The following is a 20,863-nucleotide window of genomic DNA, read 5'->3' as shown; positions in this document are numbered from 1 at the left end:
ACACGAAATGCTTTACTTTATCAAAAACTATCTGCCCCCAATCTGCTGACAGTTCCATTTCATTTAAAGTGTTAATTTTAAGGCACAAAAATAAGATTAATTATTATATTTCTATAAAACAAATTATATTTGTAACTACAAGTGTGAAAATAAATCCCAATATGCTTCATGAAATTCTAGCCAAACTTCAACGAAAAAGTCTGATTTCACTTCTCAGAAAACATCCTCATGTTTCCGTTAAGGGAATAAAACTTGGAACCAGTAATCATTTTATCCTTCATGAAAGCTTAAAAAAGGTAACTATCGGAGAAGGTGTCAGCTTCAGAAATTATGTTCATGTTCTTGTACAGCAGAATGCCAGTCTGGAACTTGGAAACAATTTTTTTATGAATAATTTCTGCTCTATCAATTGCCTGGACAGTATCTCCATTGGTGACAATACGCTGTTCGGTGAGAATGTAAAGCTGTATGACCACAACCATGCTTATGAGACCCATCCTGAATTTAAGCTCCATCATTCCCGGTTTACCACAGCGCCTATCAAAATTGGAAAAAACTGTTGGCTGGGAAGCAATGTTACCGTCCTGAAGGGGGTTACTATAGGAGATAATTGTATCATAGGAGCCGGATGTACCATTTATAAAGATATACCGTCCGACACAACAGTAATTAACCGCCAGGAATTAATATTCAAAGAACAATAATGAAGTTCTCCATTCTCATTGCCCATTATAATAACGCCCATTTCTTCAAAGATTGTTTTGAAAGCATACTGCAGCAAACCTATACAGATTGGGAGGCCGTCATTTTAGATGATGCATCTTCTGAAGAAGAAAAGAAAACAGTACAGGAAATTATTTCAAAGGATAAAAGATTTAAATTTTTTGAAAATGAAAAAAATTCCGGGGTTGGTGTGACGAAAAGTAAACTGATCGAACTGGCCGAAGGAGATATCTGTGGCTTTCTTGACCCTGATGATGCCCTTCATCCTACGGCGATTCAAAAGTGTATGGATATTTTTCACGCAAAAAAAAATACGGTTCTCACCTATTCAAGGTTTATGACCTGTGATCAGAACCTGAAACCTATTGCTCCGTTCAGATCAGCAATGCAGGTTCCGAACGGTGATCCTTATTTTTTCAATTTCCCTATCCAGATTGCTCATTTTGTGGCTTTCAGAAGAGCTGTTTATATGCAGACCGAGAAAATGAATCCGGATTTAAAAATCGGAGAAGATCAGGATCTGTATCTTAAAATGTATGAAAAAGGAAAAGTGAAATTCATTGATGACACCAACTACCTTTACAGAACACATCAGGGTGGGATTTCACAGAATGATAATAAAAAAAGATCCCATGAGTATTTTGCCCAGGTGATCTTCAATACCATGAAGCGGAGAAAACTTACGAGCATTAACGGAAGGCCGGTTCCGGATCAGTATCCCGGGGCAGAAGCACTATTTGAATTACTTCAATACCAGCATTCCCTGCCCTTCCGTATTAAGAAAAAAATAAAAATTACGTTACAATCAATCTTCGGATAATGATAGAAAAAAAAATAAAAATTTTGTTCAGGCACCGTTCCATGGAAATGGGAGGTGTAGAAAAAGTTCTGTTGGGACTTCTCAACAATCTTGACAGGAACAAATTTGAAATGACGGTATGCCTGACGCTCAATCAGGGGAAATTACGTGATGAGCTTCCCAGTCATGTCAGAAAAGTCTACCTTACCGACGGTAAAGAAGATTTTTCCGGCAATTCACTGGTACAAAAGCTTCAGCTTGTCGCAAGAAGAATCAAACTCAGAAAGCTGAAAAACAATCCGGCCATTGCCGATAAAACCATCAATGATACTTTTGATATAGAGATTGGAATGGATTACAGGGATTATGATGCCATTCTCAACTCTACCCATAAAAACTCAAAAAAAATAGGCTGGTTCCATTCTGAGATCAATGTGCCGCAATTTCAGCCTTTGGTTCCGGGTATCCTGAAAAGTTTTCCGCAATTTGACCATATGGTGTACTGTTCCCATAAGATCAAAGATATGATGCATCAGTATTATCCCGAATTACAATATCCTCCTGAAACGGTGATCATCAATCCTATTCCTATTGAAGAAATCAAACGGAAAGCAGAAGAAAAACCGGATTATTTTCCTGAAGGACCTGTTTTTGTTTCCATCGGAAGACTCCATTCAAGAAAAGGGTATCATAAACTTATTGAAGCTCATAAAAGGCTTATCGACGAAGGATTCCATCACAGTATTGTGGTGATAGGCGACGGCGGTGAAATGGCTAACCTGAAAGCCCAGGCAGCCCAAAGTAATGTAGAGAAAACATTTATTTTAGCAGGGAATCAAATGAATCCTTACCCATACATCAAAAAGGCAGACTATTTCGTTCTTCCTTCTGAATCTGAAGCATGGCCCCTGGTGATTGCCGAAGCATTAATTCTCCAGAAACCTATTGTGGCTACCAATGTGGGGGATGTGGGGCTGATGATCAAAGACAGGGAAACAGGATACCTCATCAACTACGAGGTTGATGAGATGTATGAGGGGATGAAAGCTTTTCTTACCAATCCTGAATTGGTTCTCCACATCAGGGAGAATCTTAAAAATATTGAAAGTCAGTTTGACAATCAAAAGATATTTGACAGTGTAACAGAGATTATAGAAAACCTCCACAGGCAATAAATTATTGCGCAGAATATCCTCCGTCAATTACAAGATTGGTACCGGTAACCCATCTTGCAGCATCGGATAAAAGAAAAATACAGGCATTCGCTACATCTTCAGGCTCTCCTATTCCCAGCGGATGCTTTTTTATGATCTCTGATGAAGCTTCTTCACCGATATCGTTGAACATTTTTTCTAAGATCGGAGTATTGACCATTGCCGGACTTATACTATTGACACGGATATTGCCCCTGGAAAGCTCCATAGCCAATGACCGGGCTCCTGCTATCACGGCTCCTTTACTGGCAGAATAAGCAGCCTTTCCGGCCTCTCCTACCATTCCTGCAACGGATGAGATAAATACAAAACTTGCCGTTTCATCTTTATATTTCTTTAAAGACAGGATTTTGGCGATTTCAAATCCTGCAATCACATTCACCTCAAATATATCATGATATAACTGCGGGCTATGCTTTTTCAAAGGCAGTGTTTTTTCAATACCTGCACAATGAATGAATCCTGATATTTTTCCCAGAACAGCCACCTTTTCTGCAATGATCCGTTCAAGCCGGTCAGATTGGGTAATATCTTCAGTGATTATTTCAAACTTTGTTTCGGGGTTCAGCATTGAAGCGGTCTTTTCAAGCTCTTCATGATTTCTTCCTATCAGAATAAGATCAGCTCCGTTTCTGCTGCATTCTACAGAACAGCTTCTCCCGATCCCGGAAGAAGCCCCTGTAATAAGAATTGTTTTATTTTTTAACGAGAAAGCATCCATTAATCCTCAAAGTTTTCTATCCCTATTACCTCCATCAGGTCTGAGACCGTCTCTACATCTTTAAACTGTTTGGTATCGATTTTTTTATTGAAATTTTCGTCCACGAATGCAATAACAGAAAGTAAACTGATAGAATCATAGCTTTCTAAAGCCTTTAAATTGGTTTCAACAGTAAGTGTTTCATCTTCTTCCAGTTCTTCCTGTAATTTTTCTAAAAAAACGGATGTCTTCATATTTATAATTTTAAATGTTTGTTACTATTAAATTTCTATAATGGTAGCTCCCCAGGAGTATCCCACCCCGAATCCTGCCATCAGTACTTTATCTCCTTCTTTCAGCATTCCTTTATCCATCATATTTTTAAGGGCAATAGGAATGGTTGCAGAAACGGTATTCCCGGTTTTTTCCATATCAATATAGAACTTTTCTGCCGGAATTTTGGTTTTCTTCCTTAAATAATTCAGCATAAAAGAATTTGCCTGGTGAAAAACAAAATGATCAATATCATCCATCGTCATCTGATTCACTTCAAGAGTTTCTTTTACCAGTCCCGGGATATTTTCAATGGTAAAATTGAAGATCTCAGGACCATTCATGTATATATTTTCCGGGCTGAATTCATGATCCGGATTCAGTTCATAGTCTTTTCTGAAAGCACCTTTCTTTACAATAAGGTTTTCAGCACCGCTTCCGTCTGTCCCAAGGCAGAACTGATAGTCTCCGGCACCCTCTGCTTTTTCAACAATTGCAGAAGCTGAAGCATCCCCGAATATACTTCGGTTTCCTTTGTCATCCGGGTGAATATGCTTGGTATAGGTTTCTGAAGTCACCAGAAGAATACTTTGTGCAATTCCTGCTGAAATGAGACCTTTCGCAAAAGCCAATCCATATACAAACCCCGAACATCCAAGATTGAAATCAATCGCCCCGATGTTTTTTCTAAGCCCTAATCTGTCCTGCAAAATACAGGCCGTTGTAGGAAGAAAGTATTCCGGACTTTGTGTGCAAAACAGAATGAAATCTACTTTGCTGCGGTCATAGGTCTCAAAAATTTTTTCAGAAGATTGTACGGCCATGTCCAGTACCGTTTCATTGTCTGAGGAGATATGACGCTGGGAAATTCCCACTTTCTCCTGAATTCTTTCTGAACTCCACTCCGGGAACTGTTTTTCAAGATCCTCATTAGTGAGCACTTGCTGAGGCAGATAATATTCTATTTTTGAAATTTTCATCATATTAATAAATTCTCTTTCTTTGCAAAAGTAAAGAAAAACAAATTTACACTTGATGATTTTTATATTCAGAATCCTGTTAAAAATAAACTCCCTCTATCATTATTTTTTGAATAGGGCAAGCCTTGAAGTGGCCAAATATAAAGGCATGAAAGTAGGCCGTAATTTCAATATGCCGGATACCATTTATTTCGGGACAGAACCTTACCTCATCGAAATTGGTGATAATGTGAACATCGCCGGAGGGGTAAGATTCGTCAATCACGGAGGAACGACTACCCTGCTCAGAAAACTTCCAGGATATGAAGATGCAAGAATTCTCGGAAGAATAAAAATAGGCAATAACTGCACAATCGGACTAAACTGTGTCATCATGCAGGATGTACAGATAGGTAACAATTGTATTCTGGGAGCCAATTCCGTATTGTCACAGTCTATGCCGGACAATACTGTTTTTATCGGAAATCCCGCCCAGTTCCTGTGTACAATTGAAGATTATGGAGATATTGTCCTGAAAAACAGTCCGAAATACCCCCGTGAACTGGAGAAGGACAGGAAAAAACTGGATGCCTGGATCAAAGAAAATCTCCCTCATAAGTATAAAAAAGCAAGAAAAATTAAATAAATTTAATCTTGTAAAAATGATAAAAGCAAAAAAACAGGCAAATTGAAAAAGAAAAAGCTCCTCATTCGTATAGGCTCCTTACGCCATGGCGGCGCAGAAAAAGTGCTGGTCAACTTTCTGAAAAATCTTCCTCCCGATAAATATGAAGTGGATCTTCTGGTGAATCTCTATTCAGGATTATATATTAAAGAAGTACCGTCCTGGGTCAATCTGCACTATCTGATTAAAGGGGAGATGATCACCACAAACAAACCGTTGGAAATTCCTGTGAAAGCATGGCGGGTTCTTTATCAGAAAATGTTTCTCTGGTTTCCTTCCCTTCTTTATAAATTTATTTTAAAGGATAAAAAATATGATGTGGAGATTGCAGCCATCCATGCCATGCATCAGGAAATCCTGTCAAGTCCTCAAAAGGATTCAAAAAAAATTATCTGGGTACAAAATGACATCTTCAATCTGAAAGAATATACTCCGGAGGTCATCAGACAGTTTTTCAGATTCGACAGAATTCTGGTGATTTCAAATAAACTGCAGGAAGGGATGTACAGTCTCGCAAAAAATGAATCGGAAAAACAGTCCGTTATCAAAATATACAACCCTATTGATAGAGAAGATACTTTAAAGAAAGCGGATATTGAGGTTAATGATTATCCTTTCAACAATGATCTTCCTACTTTTGTAACAGTGGGAACCGTATATCCGCAGAAAGGCTATGACAGACTCCTGAATGTTCACAAAAAGCTGATCGATGAAGGGTTGAAACATCAGCTTCTGATCATCGGAGACGGTTATGATTTTAATGCTATACAGGACCAGCTCAATCAACTGGGGCTTCAGGATACCGCCAAAATGCTGGGCTTCAGCAGCAATCCTTATCCGTATATGAAAAAGGCGGATTTTTATATCATGTCTTCCAGACATGAAGGTTTTCCTACCATCATTGCAGAGGCACTTATTCTCAATAAGCCTATTTCCGCTACAGATATTTCGGGAATCAGAGATCTGCTGCAGGATGGAAAACTGGGCAATATTACGCCCAACTCCGAGGAAGGAATCTATGAAGGCATGAAAAAATTTCTTACCGATCAAAATGTTTCTGAACAGTACAAAAAACAAATTTCAGAGACGGAACTTCCGTTTGTCCTGGAAAAATCTGTAGAGCATCTTCAGAAAATAATTGACGAGGTTTAAATAATACTGACTATGGCTGATTATTCAATTATCCAAAAAGACTTCTATCGGGAAAGCGGAAAGTGGCTTTCCACACTTCAGATCTGGAAAAAATGCATCAACCCCAATCTTCATTTTGTCTATATCTTAAGAATGGCTCAGAAATATCAGAAAAGTCCGGTATTGAATATCTTCTGGCGAATTGTTCTAAGACATTATCAGATCAAATACGGGTTCCAGATCTATCCTGAAACCCAGATCGGAGAAGGCTTTTACCTGGGACACTATGGCAGCCTGGTGATCAACCCGAAAACGATCATCGGAAAAAACTGTAATATTGCCCATGGCGTTACTATCGGCCAGCAAAACCGTGGCAAAAACGAAGGTTCCCCCATCATCGGCGATGAAGTATGGATAGGAACCAATGCCGTTCTCGTAGGTGCTATTACTATCGGCAATAATGTATTGATTGTTCCCAATTCTTATGTCAACTTTGATGTACCTCCCAACTCTGTCGTCATAGGAAACCCTGCTAAAATTATTCCTACCAGCAATGCTACCAAAGACTATATCAACCGTAAAGTATAGCATATCCAGCAGTTATAGTAAAAAATCTATTGCAGGTATAGGTTATTTCGTGTACATTTGTCAAAAATAGCATTGTTGGATGACCAGCTGATGAGACAGTAATCCGGTCCTGTAAAGGAATTGCCTTTCGCTGATGCGGACACTGCCCAAGTCAGGATAGAGACTTTCCTGCAATGCAGCTTGTTTTGAAAAAACCGCTTAATCATTAAAAACACAACCCTAAGTACAATTATTAATTTAAAATAATCTCTGATGAAAAAAATACAACTACACCTTTTCACTTTTTTACCTGTATTTACAGTTCTATAGTTTCAATTTTCATCAATATGAAAATCCGGCGGATAAAATTGATTGCCCGCAACGAAACATTTAACAATAACCTTTCAGCTACTCTCTTAAGTGGTAATAAGATCTGTACCGATAAAAAAGTATTATTCTGTTCAATAATATCCTTCAGGTAATACCCATTTACTCCCAGCAGATAACCTCCGGAAGTCCCTGACATGGTTCCATTTAAAAAAGTTTGTTATAACAGTTTAGCCCACTATACTATCATGATCAAAAAAATCATTCCTGTTCTCACTATTTTAATCTATCTCACAGGCTTTCTGCTTTCTTTTCCTTATATCTATGAGAATTTATTCGGAGCAGAAAAACTGGAAAGCATCAGAAATATTTTTGAGTACGGAATCATGTTTTGTTCTTTTCTTGTTTTTAATGCATTCCTTTTTAAAAATAAATACACAACGGCTGTTGCTGTTCTTTTATGTTTATTCTTAGGGCTGAACTTTCTGATATCAGTATCCTGTTATTTTATCTATCATTCCGGGTTCAATGTAGGGATGGCCATCAGCATACTGGAATCAAATCCGGATGAGGCAATGAGTATGTCCTATATGTTTATCCTTCCCGGAGCCCTGTTCATCGTCTTTATGGGAATGCTTTTATACTCGATTAATTCCCTGAAAAACGTCGTAAAATTTGACTGGAAATACGGAATCATTTCGTTACTGTGGCTGATAATGCCCTTCACCTTTTATATGAAGCATAAATATGTAAGCAATAAAGGTGGAGGAAAAATGATTAAAAGTGTGTATTATCATTACTCTGATTTCAATACAGCTTTGAATATTCAGGAAGACATTAATATGATCAGAAAGAATGTTCCCGTTTTCAACATAAAAAAGATACAGCCGGGAATAGAAAATGTGATCCTGATCATCGGTGAATCTGAAAGGAAACAAAACATGTCATTGTATGGCTATCCTAAAAAAACAACACCTTTTACGGATCAGGAAACTTCCAATATGATGATTTATGACCAGGCAGTTTCTCCGGCAGGGATTACCAATCTGAGTGTCCCGCTTATTCTTTCCAGCATTCACCCGGATGAATTCAGGTACCGTTATGATAAATTGTCCTACAACATCATCAATCTTGCCAATCAGACCGGTTATAATTCTTTCTGGATCAGCACCCAGCAAAGCGCTAAGGGAATTACAGCAATAGCGTCTATGTCTAAAAATAAAAAATGGGTAAACGGTTTTGATGAAGTAATTGTTCCTGAGCTAAAGAACGTTATTCAGAAAAGAGATAATAAATTCATTGTTCTCCATATTATGGGCAGTCATCCTAACCCATGTAACAGATTACCGGAAAACTGGAATTCCGGAGACCTGGATTGCTATGACAGCTCTATAAAGTATACAGATAACGTCATGAAAGACATTTTCAATACCCTCAGAAACACCAATTCTGTAGTGATCTACGCCTCTGATCATGGTCTTAAAATACAGGGAAATAAATTGCTGCATACAGACTCCAAAGAATCCACACAGGTACCGTTCTTTATATGGTACGGAAACAAGGTTCCCCCTGCATACAGAATCACAGGTCGTGATCCGAAGCAGATTCAAACAACCTACATTTACCCGCTCATCATGAAGTATATGGGACTGGAGCCTCCTCAGCACTATAAAAATGAAGATCAGAAGTATTTAAATCTTAATATGAGAAGTATAGATTATGACAAACTAGAAGAATAACATCAGAACACCGTACAGAAATTTTGATTCTTTTTCCCCTCAAATCCCGGATCATCATTTACTGAGCAGGTGTTTTCCTCAAAAACTAATATCTGAAAACTTTTTAAACATAAAATATGAAAGGAAAATCAACGTACAAGATTTTTGCAGCAGTTCTCTGCCTTGCATCGGTTCACGCTTTCCCAAGGGGCATACCTGGCCCCGGACATTCAGGGAGGGCAATTATTTCGAAATCTCAGCAATCCGCAGCACCCTTTGTGTATGAACTGGACCCTCTGATCATTATGAATCAGAATGTACAGGAGAAAGGACTGGTTATGATGAGTGGTAAGCTGATCAAACCTGTAACCAGTGATCACGTAAAGTTATCTGTCAAGTACAAAGATGCCCAGGGAAACTGGGTGACGGGATGGTGTAAGACATTATATTCTTACAACAGATATAATGAACAGCTCAAAGCTGTTTTTGAGCTTCCTGCATCTGCACAAAGTTCTTATAATCTGAAAGTAGAACTCAGTTCAGACACTAATCTCACGAACTTCAACAGCATTAGCTGGGATAAAACAGTAAGTCATTACAAATTGGGAGATTATAACAGCAGCAGCTGTGACTTGGATGAGAATGAATACACTATACTCCTTACGCCTAAAAAGGAAGGAACACTGATCACAGATACTAACGGAAAAGTGACGGGTATTAAAGACAGGGTAACCTCTGCCAACGCCTGGAACAAGCTCGGCAATGTGATCATGAACAATAAAAAGGATGATGTCATATTTTCTCCTAAAAATCCGGCTACATTATTTGACAATAACGGGATCAAATCGGTAAAAATGATCAACCAGGGTGCAGTAAGTGACACTTTAGGTGCAACTCCTGAGTTTATTTATCATGAAATGCCAGGACACCCTATCCCTTACCTGTATACTTATAATGATCCTGTATACATGTTTGCAGGAAAATTCTCCATCAGCGGAATGCTGCTGAAATTCAGTCAGTGGCCGGGCGAACCGAACGGACCGGGATACCATAATTTCAAAAATCCCAATCAACTTCAAAGCCGGTATTTCAATTTATACAATACTATTTTTGAAAAACTATCTGATTTTATTGCAGACCAGGAGCCCGTTGTAATCGTATCCAGTTTGTCTACAGGCTTCAGGGTATATAAAAGTAACGGACAGTCTATCACAATAAAAAATGCAACGGGATACAGTAATTACGGAGCATTATTTTTCGGTTATGGAAATGATCAGGGAGGTGCCAGAAGAGGTCCCGGCTCTGAAAATTTAATTATTTCAAATACTCCTGAAATGACCTTATACGGCATGGGCGCGTTGAGAAATGATGCTACGGAAAGTATTCAGACAGTAAGATCAATGGCAGACATTGAATCCGAGATTGCTAAATTTATCAATTATGTCGGCATTTTTGGTGATGTCAAGCTCAATGTTGAAGGATGTGCCAACTCATGCTATACATTAAAGAGTGATGCTGTTCCTGATAACATACCGGTAGACTGGACCAAGGCTCCGAACAGTTATATTTTTACCGGTAAGAATAAAACCGGTGGCAATGCAGACGGTCTTTACATCCCTGTAAAAAAAGCTTATGAAATGTGGTCTAAAGGAGGTGAATTTATGAGGGATGATAACGGGAATTACACTAAAATTCCGGATGGTGGAATTGCCAAAGCAAATCTCTATTGGGAAGACGAACCTGGCCTGATAAAGTCAGTCAGCCTTGAAGGAACCGGTGAAACGGCTAAAATCAAAGTACTTGTGGACAAAGCCAAAAAGGGAAATGCAGTGGTAAGCTATAAAGTAAATGATCAGATTTATTGGTCCTGGCATATCTGGGCAACAGATGATCCTACCAACGGAAGCACCTACCATCATGGTTTTGAAAAAGATAAAGATGGCAATACAGTAACCAACTGGAAATGGATGGACAGAAATCTGGGAGCTGTTAATGCAAGCTTTCTTGGAAATAACTGGCACAAATCCGCAGGTTTACAATATCAATGGGGCAGAAAAGATCCTTTTCCACCGTTTTCACATAAAGACCTGAGCCTGTATTCCATCAGTGGAGAAATTAATCTGGCTTACAATGATCCGGCTTTCCAATCTAAGTTTGTAAAGATAAGAGGAAATAAATATGCTGCCCAGCTGAATACAGGTACAGATACCCCGAATGGAAATATAAGATTTTCTATAAAAAATCCATTCAGCTTTATCGCTACACCAGTTTATGTTGCTAAAAAAAATGAACCCCTCCTGAATGATGGTGAAGACTTCCTGCAGCAAAACAATAATGACAGCTGGATGGCTGCAGGAATAACAACCTGGTTTTCAAAACAAAAATATAAACAGTACACATCGCCTTTACGGGAAAATATTGTAGCATGGGATCTGTGGGGAGATACCCGTCAGGGAAATTATTCTGATATTGATGATCCGGTTGTGGGAGAATCAAGCTCCCGGTATGCTATGAAATCACCATACGATCCATGCCCATGTAACTGGAGAGTACCATCCAGTTATTTTTCAGGCGGTAGAAACTCAGGAGTACCAATGCCTGATGAAAACAAATACAGCCCCTGGGGTAAACATACCGGAAATGGCACCAACACAAACCCCGAATTTACAGCTAACGCTTTAAATACAAGTTATCCGGGAATCAAAATCTATCCGCAATTTGGATTTGATTTTTCAGGAGTTTCCGGGATGAATTTAGGTCAGTTTCCTATTAACGGCAATTATGAAATGTATCCTAATACAACGAGTGCCGTAAAATATGGCACCGGATGGATTACCCCGGTAATGGAGTTCCAGGATCAAAGTGCAGACGGAGGATTGCTGACATCCACATTTACCACTGCTACAGAAGTAATTAATCAGATACGCTATACAACATATGGAGCAGCCGGATTAACCCTTATCTCTGATCCGCTGAGTGCTACGCATGCAAAACCGGGCTGGCACCGATTCGCAAGCAGTGCTTACCTTGGCAGTGGCGGTGTGCGTTGTATAGCTGATCCGAACAATGCTTTCATGCCCGCAGAATTTGAAACAGAATTCATTGCCTCTGCAAATGATACCTATTCACTTGAAACATTAAAATCATGGACGAAACTTCCAAACAGTTATGTAGAATATACCAATCCCGGCCTTGTTACTCCAAACCCGAACGGAAATAAAATTGATCCGAATAAAGACAATGACAGGATTATTGAAATACCATTGAAAAAAGCTTATGCAATGCATAAACTTTATCTGAGTACTGATTACAGCTTTCCTGCAGAGTCTGCAAAATCATCGTCAGTAGTATGGACAAGCAATAAAGATCTGATCCAGAAAATGGAAATTATCGATGGTTCTATTGAAACAGCTGTCCTAAAAGTTACATTAAATCAGAATGCAACGGGAAATGCTGTTGTAGCACTTCATGTAGGAAATGGAGGCTGGACCGCCAATAAGCATAATGATCCTGTAATCTGGAGCTGGCATATCTGGGCCCCGAGATCCGTAATCGAAAAATATACATTCGATCCTGAAAATGCGGGTAATGGAGGAGTCATCCCTGCTAATGAACAGTTTGCAGATCCGATGACCAGTGCAGGAGTACCTATGAAAACCACCTTTATGGATAGGGATTTAGGAGCCAAACTGCCTTTCATCAATGAGCATATATTTGGATTCAATACGATGGATTACGCAGGTCCATTAGGTTCTTATAATAATTTTAATCCAACTGCAGTGGCAAGATTAGATCAAATGCATGACAGTGGAGGTCTTCATTATCAGTGGGGCCGAAAAGATCCGTTGCCTGTATTTTATAATCCCGGAATGTTTTATAATCATTTCGTAAATGGCAAAAGACCATTCAACGATTATTTTGTATACAGACAGAATAATCCGGCAAACCCTACTACAGGAGCAATTCCCTATACAAACAATATCCTGGAAACTGAATATTTAGCGAATTATACCCAGCCTTATAATACGTATTCTGCAGCTGCCAATGTTTCAGGTACCGATACCAAAGCTGACAAGTTAAAAAAAGTGGTTAAATATTCTGTAAATAATCCACTGAACTTTTTGTATCAGCCTGATGCCACAAAACTTGACTGGGTTTCTGATGAAAATGGAAATATGCCGGACAGATGGGGACACGCTACCGAAAAGTCAGCATATGACCCTTGTCCTGCGGGCTGGAGAATTGTAGATCTTCAAAGTGTTTCTACAGGTATAATTCTGGGGAATCTTATTTCAAAAGGAAATACCCCGTGGTTCTACAATGCTAAGTTCACCAGCTCTTATGGAATTGATCCTGGAAAAGACAATGCTTTTGTGAACAATGAATCTTATGATATCAATAAAATGAATTATGTTGGCAGCTTTGTTTACGGAAATTCAGGTATAGGTTCATACCGATATGGCTTTGTTTTAACCAAGCCTGAATATAATATCGGAACTTTTCCCAATAACGGAATACGGGGAATGAATGGAGGAAATCTACTGAAAGATTCTCAGCTGGGAGGTAATCCTGACACATTTATGAAATCCGGAATATGGACTTCTGCCAATCAGGGAGGAGGAGGCTTTTCATTAGGAATGTTTTTCAACGCAACCATTACCCAGACTCCCGGAGCGAATGACAGGCTATATTATCTGACACCTACATACGGCTTCCGTCCACAGGCAGCTATGTCTTGCCGTTGTGCGGAAATTAAGTATGATGCTAACGGCAATGAAATAGGCAGATATGATCCTAACGCCATTGCGGTACCTAAGGATGCACTTAAAAAAGCGTCAGCACCTTTTGAAAGAGCAAAAGTGGAAGAAATACTTGTAAAAGACAAACTCACTGTATATCCGAATCCGGTAAAAAATATACTTTATATCAAGCCGAATGAGACTAAAGAGTATTATTACCAGATCTACAATATGTCCGGGCAAATGATCAGATCCGGAAAATTTGAAAATGAGAAGACCGATTTATCTTCTTTAATATCAGGAGCTTATTTAGTAAGAATCAATAATTCTGAAACACTGGTGAAAATCATCAAAGAATAACAACCTGTTTTGATCAGATGAAGCCGGCCCCTTTCGGGGCCGGCTTTTTTATGCAAAAATCTCAGTTCATCATCTTCAGGTTCCTGTTAATAAGATAGGCCGCCAATATATTCGGTACCCAGCACAACCATGCTACCACAATATAAGAACCGGCAGGATCATGGGTCATGTTCTTCAGCAACGGATACCATAATCTAAGCGTTACAGCGGCAAAGGTACAGGCATAACTGTAGATCATGAACTGCCTGTGCCGGGTCATTTCTTTTTTTCGTACAGATACAACTCCCATCACTGTTGTGATGAGCCAGATGAAGCCAAGGCAGATAAAACCCGCTGCTGAAACCACTCCCCCGTTGGCGTAAACTCCCATATAAATAGCAGACACGGAACTGATGAGTACTGACACAACATAAATCTTCCCTATGGATCGGTGCATCCTGATATATTTATTCCTGAAGGACTCCCCAAACTGACGCCAGCCGATAAAGAGTGCCAGCCCTCCAAAAATAATATGAGCAAAAAATGCAGTTCTCCAGATGAGATGATGAAGAAGCTCGGGAGATTTGGAACCCAGAAAAGTATGCTGATGATCCACAAAGACATAGATCAAAGGATAAGCTCCGATTAACAATGCAAATATGCACATAATCACAAATAGTAACTTTTTCATAAGGGCAGTTCAATTTTTCCGTAAAAATGAGGATTACAAAGGTTTCAATTGTTCCAGAATGAAAGGTGGAACCTATTTATTTTACTGTACGACCTAAGCTGGAGGCTGGAATTTATTAAACAGCAAGGGTAAAACCAATATCCGCTTCCATTAAATTCACTCGTGTTAAAATTGAATAACTCTCAGCTTTCTGTTTCCTGCTCCTGTAGTCTTATTCCAAATCAATACTCTGGCTCCGTAAAAATTCACGGGGAGAACAATTCATATATTTCTTAAAGTTCCGGTTAAATGATGTTTTGGAATTGAATCCACTTTCAAAAGCCAGGGAAAGAATGGTGAATTTCTGATTTTCCGGAAGGCAGGCTATTCTTTTAAACTCTTCAATCCTCTGCCGGTTGATATAATCATAAAAGTTCTTTTGTTCCATCGTATTAATGGTCTGGGATAGGATATTGGGATGAACATCCAATAACTGGGCAACATAATTCAGATTAAGTTCCGGATCCGTGTATAATTTTCCCTGCTCCATCCTGTGCATCAGCCTTTCATAAATATCCTGTATCGCATCATCACCCGGGGACGTTTTCTGATACTTTGTGATGCCAGAAATACCATCATTTACAGGTTTTCCTTGACTACCTTCAGATCCAGCAGCGAGGTTTAAGATACCAACACGGCTGATCCCAAAATAAGCAGCTACCAGAATAAACAGAACCACTATAGTAAAAATTAAGATATCATTTCTTACGATAACAGCAATCCATATCAGTGCCATCCCTATGATAAGATAATATATCCAGTTCATGTTCATTTTTTCAGTATTTGAATATTGATCGGAAAGTCCTTTCTTATAGTTTCTCATTGCAGAAATGCTTAAACCTATATAAAAGACTCCGGAAAAGATCATCAGACATTTGAGAATAGTGCTCACTATCTTATACTCGCCGGCTCCATTCTGATAAATAACCAGCCTATCCCAGGGCGACAGGATCAAAAGCTGAGACAGGATCAGGAAGACTATAAAAACCGGAATTGAATGCAGTAACCAGATCTTCTTACCGGGTCTTTTTCCAGTCACAGAAAGCACATATAAATACAGCATAGGACCATGAATAAATGGAAGTAAAACTTCGTAACCCAGGAAATAAGGGAACCTTACATAGCTGCCTGTAAAAAATAATACAAAAAAAACAAGATGTATCCCTATGATGAGGGACCAGACTGCCAACAGGTAATCTGCCATTATTTTTTTGCGTTTTCCGGCGATCAGGAATGCAGAAAAACAGGCAATAAAAATTCCTGCCCAATAAAACAAAGGAGACAATGTCTGAAAATCAGAATCCTGCATTGGCACTGTTAGCTTAAAATCAGGGTTTTAATTTATTCATTTTTCCGGATACAAAACGATTGATTTACAACCTATTTCCTGTAAATATGATTTTATTGAAAAAATTAAGAATATTTTAATTCATAATCCTTAATTTATAATTTATACTTCGTAATTTTATCTTAGTTTTTAAACGTTTGAGTTATCAGGCAGCGGCTACCCACTGTAAGACAAAGTATACCGGGATATTAGACATGATTTTAAGCATATTTTAATATTAAACTTTGTTAAAAGTGATTAATTCTTCTGCAAAAAGTATATTTTTGCACAATTATTGATTTAGTCTATTGATTTTAAAAATAATTTAAACGAAATAAATAATTATAAACCTGTAAAAAATTTAAAATTATGTCACAATCGTACGAAGTTATTTTTGAAAACAATAGAAAATGGGTAGAATCTAAAGTTTCAGAAGATCCGAATTTCTTCCATGAGCTGGCAAAAACTCAGCATCCTGACTATCTGTATATCGGATGTTCAGACAGCAGAGCTACAGCAGAAGAATTGATGGGTGCAAAGCCGGGAGAGGTTTTCGTTCACAGAAACATTGCCAATGTGGTCAATACTTTAGACATGAGCTCTACAGCCGTGATTCAATATGCGGTTGAGCATCTGAAGGTAAAGCACATTGTGGTATGTGGACATTACAATTGCGGTGGAGTAAAAGCAGCGATGACTCCTCAGGATTTAGGATTATTAAATCCATGGCTGAGAAACATCCGTGATGTTTACAGATTGCACCAGACTGAGCTTGATGCTATCGAAGACGAGGACAAACGTTATGACAGGCTTGTGGAACTTAATGTTCAGGAGCAGTGTATCAACGTGATCAAAATGGCTTGTGTACAGGAAAGATATATTTTAGAAGAACAACCTGTTGTACACGGCTGGGTATTTGACCTTAGAACAGGTAAGATTATTGATCTGGAGATTGATTTTGAGAAAACCTTGAAAGATATCCAGAAAATCTACAACCTTACCGGTTCTGACTGGGTAATGAGCAGAAAGACTAAATAGTTTTTCCAAAAAGAATGTAAGATGAAATTCTGGAGTATTATTGTATTAACGTTTTTTCTGAATTTTACAGCGCTGCCAAGCATTGCTGCGGTAGCGGGCTGGGATATTCTGAGAACAAATATAATAGTCAATGAAGAAGAGCCACATTCTCACCCATCCTCATTTATTGTATACGAAAAGACCATTCCGAAACCTTTGGATGTTTTTGACTATCTGAAGTTTTCCGAACCTGATCTTCAGGGCGTGTCTTTTGTGCTGGTAGATGATTCCTTTCATCTGTCGCCTTTACTCACCATATTTTCTCCGCCTCCGGAAGCTTAATTTTTAAGTATAATTAGATTATTTTTTACTGTATTCATGCCATTTACGGCACTGAATGCTCCGTATGTACTTTTAAATTAATTTTCCAATCTTTTATAATTGATTATTTAAGAATAAATCGATCAGTTATAGCATTTTCAAGAAATCATGAAAAAAACATCATTATTAGGAGGAATCAAGGAGAATTTCCCTTCCGGGCTCGTTGTATTCTTAGTGGCACTACCACTGTGCTTAGGAATCGCTTTGGCTTCCGGTGCACCACCATTATCCGGAATTATTTCCGGGATCGTTGGCGGACTGGTTGTAGGTTTTATGAGTAATTCAAACATCTCTGTTTCCGGGCCTGCTGCAGGTCTTACTGCAATTGTCTTAACGGCGATTACAGATCTTGGCGCATTTGAACTTTTTCTGTGTGCAGGGATTATTGCAGGACTGATCCAGCTGGTTCTGGGGTTTGTAAGAGCGGGAAGTATTTCCAACTATTTCCCCAACAACGTTATTGAAGGAATGCTTGCCGCCATCGGTATCATTATTATTTTAAAACAAATTCCTCATGCGTTGGGATTTGACAAAGACTATGAAGGAAATCAGTCTCTTTTCAGCAATGGAATCAATCTGAATTATTTTACAGAACTGTTTGGTGCCGTTCACACCGGAGCTATCATCGTAACACTGGTATCTGTAGGAATTCTTATCGCATGGGATAAAATTCCTGCACTGAGAAGAATGAAGATGCTTCCGGGTGCCCTGGTAGCCGTAGTAGCCGGTATTCTCCTGAATGAGGTTTTCAAATTGTCCGGAAGCTCACTGGCAATCGGTAAAGAGCATTTGGTGCTTTTACCTGTACCCCAGACTCTGGATGATTTTAAAAATCTGATCACCATGCCGGATTTCGGAGGGTTTACCAATCCCAAAGTATGGATCGTAGGAGCCACTATTGCCATTGTAGCTTCTATAGAAACCCTGCTTTGTATTGAAGCATCAGACAGATTAGACAAACAGAGAAGAATTACGGATACCAACCTTGAACTGAAAGCTCAGGGAATAGGAAACCTGGTGAGCTCATTCATCGGGGGACTTCCAATGACCTCCGTAGTGGTAAGAAGTTCTGCCAATGCCAATGCAGGAGCCACTTCTAAACTCTCTGCCATGATCCACGGTGTATTGCTTTTGGTATGCGTTCTTTCCATTCCTTTTATCCTTAACCTGATCCCGCTGGCAACCCTTGCTGCCGTATTGATCCTGGTAGGATATAAACTGGCTAAGCCTGCTACATTCAAGCATTTCTGGCATCTTGGAAAATTCCAGTTTGTACCATTCGTGGCAACAGTTGTGGCTGTTGTGGCTACCGATTTATTAAAAGGGGTAGGAATTGGGCTTGCCATCTCTATTTTCTATATTCTTCAGGGAAATATGAAAAGAGCTTATTATCTGAGCAGAGAAAAACTGGATGATGCTGACGGGATCAAGATTAAACTTGCTGAAGAAGTTTCATTCTTAAATAAAGCAGCCATTAAAAAAACACTTAAAAATATAAAACCGAACTCCACCGTGATTATTGACGCCAGAGAAACATCATACATCGCTACAGATGTACTGGAAATGATTCAGGATTTTGCCAATATCCGGGCAAAGGAGGAAGACATCAACGTGGAACTCCTGGGCTTTAAAACTTCATACAGAGATTATGAAAGAAGCCAGGACTCTCACATTCTGATCACACATAAAAGAGCTATGTAAGCTCATTGATCATCAATTTTTTTAACTTTAAAAATCAAAACAATACAATTCATATGAAAGCACATACATACGAAACTCAATCGACTATAACTCCTGAAAAAGCATTGGAATTTTTAAAAGAAGGAAACCAAAGGTTCGTTAATAACCTGAAGGCAAACAGGGATCTTCTTGAGCAGGTAAATGCTACCCGTGAAGGACAGTGGCCTTTTGCTGTAGTCCTAAGCTGTATAGACAGCCGTACTTCTGCAGAACTGATCTTTGACCAGGGATTGGGAGATGTTTTCAGTATCAGAATTGCCGGTAACTTTGTCAATCAGGATATTCTGGGTTCAATGGAATTCGGATGTAATGTAGCCGGTTCCAAGCTTATCGTAGTTTTAGGACATACTAAATGCGGAGCTTTAAAAGGAGGTCTTGATGCTGCACAGATTGAAGGATTGGGAATGGATAACCTGAACCACCTGATCAATCATTTTACTCCTATCATCAATGAAGTGATTGAGGAAAATGAAGAGCGTTCCTCTAAAAACAGCTCTCTTTTGGAAAGACTTAATCACCAGAACGTAAAAAATGCGATTGAAGAAATCCGTAAACAAAGCTCAACGCTTAGAAACCTTGAACAGGAAGGTAAGATCAAAATCGTTGGTGCCAATTACGATGTTGAAACAGGTGCTGTAAGCTGGTTGTAAGACTATTCTTCCGGTTTCAGCAGCCGCAAAAACTATATCATATAATCTAACTCAGATAAACTGATTGGAAATTAATTTCAAAGTACATCAAAGGCCACCGGACATCCGGTGGCCTTTATTGGTATTTAAAATGACGGTATTAATCTTATCGTTTTTATAAAAACCGCTGATCATAAAAAACAGACAGCAGCGACCTTACTCCGTGCCGGCTTAACTATTTCCCGTTAAAAGCAGACATCGTATTGCTGATTCCTGCAAAAACAAAAGAAAGGCTGGCTTTGGAAAAGGTTTCAATTCGCTCAGAAAGTTTTGCTGCCTCTTCTTCATTCCAAGTTCCAAGCACATAATCTACCTGGCGTCCGGCTGCAAAATCTGCCGAGATCCCAAAACGAAGCCTGGCATAGTTTTGAGTCTGCAGTACTTCATTAATATTTTTCAGGCCATTATGCCCCGCATCAGAACCTTTCCCCTTCATTCTTAAGGTCCCGAAAGGAAGTGCAAGATCATCCGTTACAATCAGTACATTTTCCAAAGGAATATTCTCTTTCTGCATCCAGTATTTTACCGCATTACCGGAAAGGTTCATATAGGTATCCGGCTTCAGCACAAAGACTTTTCTGCCCTTGTATTTTCCTTCTGCCATCCAGCCAAAGTTTGAACTGTTAAATGGGACTTCAAGTACTTCAGCAATTTTCTCCGCTACTTTAAAACCTATATTATGTCGTGTATTTTCATATTCCGCACCTTTATTACCAAGGCCGACGATTAAATATTTCATCAGAAATTTTTTGCAAAATTAAGGGATAAAAAATAAAAACTCAACCTTATACAGATTGAGTTTTAA

Annotated in this window: 19 protein-coding genes; 12 read left to right on the top strand and 7 right to left on the bottom strand. The window is 38.9% G+C overall.

Features of this window, described 5'->3' with window-relative positions:
• Nucleotides 1-161 precede the first annotated feature (161 nt).
• Genes BBI00_RS17885 through BBI00_RS17875 form a run of 3 tightly spaced genes read left to right on the top strand, consistent with a single transcriptional unit; the run spans nucleotide 162 to nucleotide 2,697 of the window.
• Nucleotides 162-704, top strand: a complete 543-nt coding sequence (locus BBI00_RS17885; protein ID WP_065400217.1) for an acyltransferase — start codon at nucleotides 162-164, stop codon at nucleotides 702-704.
• Nucleotides 704-1,543, top strand: a complete 840-nt coding sequence (locus BBI00_RS17880; RefSeq protein WP_065400216.1) for a glycosyltransferase family 2 protein — start codon at nucleotides 704-706, stop codon at nucleotides 1,541-1,543. The genes BBI00_RS17885 and BBI00_RS17880 overlap by 1 nt, the downstream gene beginning before the upstream one ends.
• Nucleotides 1,543-2,697 (top strand): glycosyltransferase, encoded by a 1,155-nt coding sequence (locus BBI00_RS17875; RefSeq protein ID WP_065400215.1) that lies wholly within the window; start codon nucleotides 1,543-1,545, stop codon nucleotides 2,695-2,697. Before BBI00_RS17880 ends, BBI00_RS17875 begins: the two co-directional genes overlap by 1 nt.
• 1 nt (nucleotide 2,698) lies before the next feature.
• Here the strand turns inward: BBI00_RS17875 and BBI00_RS17870 are convergent, their stop codons facing one another.
• From BBI00_RS17870 to BBI00_RS17860, 3 genes are read right to left on the bottom strand one after another with little or no spacing between them, the layout of a single operon-like run.
• Nucleotides 2,699-3,457 (bottom strand): SDR family NAD(P)-dependent oxidoreductase, encoded by a 759-nt coding sequence (locus tag BBI00_RS17870; protein WP_065400214.1) that lies wholly within the window; start codon nucleotides 3,455-3,457, stop codon nucleotides 2,699-2,701.
• Complete coding sequence (locus BBI00_RS17865; RefSeq protein WP_065400213.1) at nucleotides 3,457-3,690, bottom strand: phosphopantetheine-binding protein; 234 nt, start codon at nucleotides 3,688-3,690, stop codon at nucleotides 3,457-3,459. Before BBI00_RS17865 ends, BBI00_RS17870 begins: the two co-directional genes overlap by 1 nt.
• A 27-nt stretch (nucleotides 3,691-3,717) precedes the next feature.
• Nucleotides 3,718-4,692, bottom strand: a complete 975-nt coding sequence (locus tag BBI00_RS17860; protein ID WP_083988567.1) for a 3-oxoacyl-ACP synthase III family protein — start codon at nucleotides 4,690-4,692, stop codon at nucleotides 3,718-3,720.
• Between the two features lie 52 nt (nucleotides 4,693-4,744).
• Here BBI00_RS17860 and BBI00_RS17855 point away from each other — a divergent pair, with 52 nt between their 5' ends.
• From BBI00_RS17855 to BBI00_RS17845, 3 genes are read left to right on the top strand one after another with little or no spacing between them, the layout of a single operon-like run.
• Nucleotides 4,745-5,314, top strand: a complete 570-nt coding sequence (locus BBI00_RS17855) for an acyltransferase (protein WP_065400212.1) — start codon at nucleotides 4,745-4,747, stop codon at nucleotides 5,312-5,314.
• A 42-nt stretch (nucleotides 5,315-5,356) separates the two neighbouring features.
• The gene (locus tag BBI00_RS17850) at nucleotides 5,357-6,505 is read left to right on the top strand and encodes a glycosyltransferase (protein ID WP_065400211.1); all 1,149 of its coding nucleotides are present in this window, start codon (nucleotides 5,357-5,359) and stop codon (nucleotides 6,503-6,505) included.
• Between the two features lie 12 nt (nucleotides 6,506-6,517).
• A complete protein-coding gene (locus tag BBI00_RS17845; RefSeq protein ID WP_065400210.1) occupies nucleotides 6,518-7,072 on the top strand; it encodes a serine O-acetyltransferase in 555 nt (184 codons plus the stop codon).
• A 295-nt stretch (nucleotides 7,073-7,367) separates the two neighbouring features.
• Here BBI00_RS17845 and BBI00_RS17840 read toward each other — a convergent pair whose 3' ends face one another.
• Nucleotides 7,368-7,577 (bottom strand): hypothetical protein, encoded by a 210-nt coding sequence (locus tag BBI00_RS17840; RefSeq protein WP_065400209.1) that lies wholly within the window; start codon nucleotides 7,575-7,577, stop codon nucleotides 7,368-7,370.
• A 49-nt stretch (nucleotides 7,578-7,626) separates the two neighbouring features.
• Here BBI00_RS17840 and BBI00_RS17835 point away from each other — a divergent pair, with 49 nt between their 5' ends.
• Together BBI00_RS17835 and BBI00_RS17830 are read left to right on the top strand one after the other, a co-directional pair.
• Nucleotides 7,627-9,117 carry a phosphoethanolamine transferase gene (locus BBI00_RS17835; RefSeq protein WP_065400208.1) on the top strand — a complete coding sequence of 497 codons (1,491 nt, stop codon included), beginning with the start codon at nucleotides 7,627-7,629 and terminating at the stop codon, nucleotides 9,115-9,117.
• Nucleotides 9,118-9,233: 116 nt separating this feature from the next.
• Nucleotides 9,234-14,195, top strand: a complete 4,962-nt coding sequence (locus BBI00_RS17830; protein ID WP_065400207.1) for a T9SS type A sorting domain-containing protein — start codon at nucleotides 9,234-9,236, stop codon at nucleotides 14,193-14,195.
• A gap of 61 nt (nucleotides 14,196-14,256) precedes the next feature.
• Here the strand turns inward: BBI00_RS17830 and BBI00_RS17825 are convergent, their stop codons facing one another.
• A complete protein-coding gene (locus BBI00_RS17825; RefSeq protein WP_065400206.1) occupies nucleotides 14,257-14,865 on the bottom strand; it encodes a DUF2306 domain-containing protein in 609 nt (202 codons plus the stop codon).
• Between the two features lie 211 nt (nucleotides 14,866-15,076).
• On the bottom strand, nucleotides 15,077-16,213 hold the full coding sequence (locus BBI00_RS17820; RefSeq protein ID WP_185116325.1) for a helix-turn-helix domain-containing protein: 1,137 nt from the start codon (nucleotides 16,211-16,213) through the stop codon (nucleotides 15,077-15,079).
• Between the two features lie 387 nt (nucleotides 16,214-16,600).
• Here BBI00_RS17820 and BBI00_RS17815 point away from each other — a divergent pair, with 387 nt between their 5' ends.
• The 4 genes from BBI00_RS17815 (at nucleotide 16,601) to BBI00_RS17800 (ending at nucleotide 20,019) form a co-directional block, all read left to right on the top strand.
• Nucleotides 16,601-17,269 carry a carbonic anhydrase gene (locus tag BBI00_RS17815; RefSeq protein ID WP_065400204.1) on the top strand — a complete coding sequence of 223 codons (669 nt, stop codon included), beginning with the start codon at nucleotides 16,601-16,603 and terminating at the stop codon, nucleotides 17,267-17,269.
• Nucleotides 17,270-17,290: 21 nt separating this feature from the next.
• The gene (locus BBI00_RS17810; protein WP_065400203.1) at nucleotides 17,291-17,590 is read left to right on the top strand and encodes a hypothetical protein; all 300 of its coding nucleotides are present in this window, start codon (nucleotides 17,291-17,293) and stop codon (nucleotides 17,588-17,590) included.
• 147 nt (nucleotides 17,591-17,737) lie between these two features.
• Nucleotides 17,738-19,330: a SulP family inorganic anion transporter gene (locus BBI00_RS17805; RefSeq protein ID WP_065400202.1), complete on the top strand. Its 1,593-nt coding sequence runs from the start codon at nucleotides 17,738-17,740 to the stop codon at nucleotides 19,328-19,330.
• A 53-nt stretch (nucleotides 19,331-19,383) separates the two neighbouring features.
• Nucleotides 19,384-20,019, top strand: coding sequence for a carbonic anhydrase (locus BBI00_RS17800; RefSeq protein WP_065400201.1), 636 nt, complete (start codon nucleotides 19,384-19,386; stop codon nucleotides 20,017-20,019).
• Between the two features lie 214 nt (nucleotides 20,020-20,233).
• Here BBI00_RS17800 and pth read toward each other — a convergent pair whose 3' ends face one another.
• Nucleotides 20,234-20,797 (bottom strand): aminoacyl-tRNA hydrolase, encoded by a 564-nt coding sequence (pth, locus tag BBI00_RS17795; protein WP_065400200.1) that lies wholly within the window; start codon nucleotides 20,795-20,797, stop codon nucleotides 20,234-20,236.
• Nucleotides 20,798-20,863 lie beyond the last annotated feature (66 nt).

The organism is Chryseobacterium arthrosphaerae (assembly GCF_001684965.1).
GTDB classification, from domain to species: Bacteria; Bacteroidota; Bacteroidia; order Flavobacteriales; family Weeksellaceae; genus Chryseobacterium; species Chryseobacterium arthrosphaerae.
The sequence above is the reverse complement of the archived record's forward strand: the minus strand, read 5'-3'. Positions and strand labels throughout refer to the sequence as shown.